General features: G+C 52.9%; 1 rRNA gene. It reads right to left on the bottom strand.

What is annotated here, in order from left to right:
* Positions 1 to 1,143: ribosomal RNA gene (locus H8S01_RS13870) — 23S ribosomal RNA — on the bottom strand; the annotation flags it as partial.

Raw genomic sequence — 1,143 nt, forward strand, 5'->3', positions numbered from 1 at the left:
ACCGAACTGTCTCGCGACGTTCTGAACCCAGCTCGCGTACCACTTTAATCGGCGAACAGCCGAACCCTTGGGACCGAATTCAGCCCCAGGATGCGATGAGCCGACATCGAGGTGCCAAACCTCCCCGTCGATGTGGACTCTTGGGGGAGATAAGCCTGTTATCCCCAGGGTAGCTTTTATCCGTTGAGCGATGGCCCTTCCACGAGGAACCACCGGATCACTAAGCCCGACTTTCGTCCCTGCTCCACTTGTGGGTGTCGCAGTCAAGCTCCCTTGTGCCTTTACACTCTGCGAATGATTTCCAACCATTCTGAGGGAACCTTTGGGCGCCTCCGTTACTTTTTAGGAGGCGACCGCCCCAGTCAAACTGCCCACCTAACAATGTCCTGTCACCAGTTTCATGGCGTCCAGTTAGAATCCCAATACTGTCAGGGTGGTATCCCAAGGTCGACTCCACTGAGGCTGACGCCCCAGCTTCCCAGTCTCCCACCTATCCTGTACAGACAATATCGGAACTCAATGCTAAGCTGCAGTAAAGCTCTACGGGGTCTTTCCGTCCAATCGCGGGTAGCGAGCATCTTCACTCGCACTACAACTTCGCCGGATTTGCAGTTGAGACAGTGCCCAAGTCATTACGCCATTCGTGCGGGTCAGAACTTACCTGACAAGGAATTTCGCTACCTTAGGACCGTTATAGTTACGGCCGCCGTTTACTGGGGCTTAAGTTCACACCTTCGCTTGCGCTAAGTGTTCCCCTTAACCTTCCAGCACCGGGCAGGCGTCAGCCCCTATACATCAGCTTACGCTTTAGCAGAGACCTGTGTTTTTGCTAAACAGTTGCTTGGGCCTATTCTCTGCGGCCTGCTCTCGCAGGCACCCCTTCTCGCGAACTTACGGGGTCAATTTGCCTAGTTCCTTAACTGCAATTCTTCCGCTGGCCTTAGGATTCTCTCCTCATCTACCTGTGTCGGTTTGCGGTACGGGCACTATTTCTCTCTCTAGATGCTTTTCTTGGGAGCATGGAATCAGATACTTCGGTCAAAATGACCTTCCCCATCACATCTCAGGATTGTCAGAACGGATTTGCCTATTCTGACTCCCTAAATGCTTAGACTAGCACGACCAACGGCTAGCACATCCTAT

The organism is Lachnospira hominis (ex Liu et al. 2021) (genome assembly GCF_014287955.1).
Classification (GTDB): Bacteria; Bacillota; Clostridia; order Lachnospirales; family Lachnospiraceae; genus Lachnospira; species Lachnospira hominis.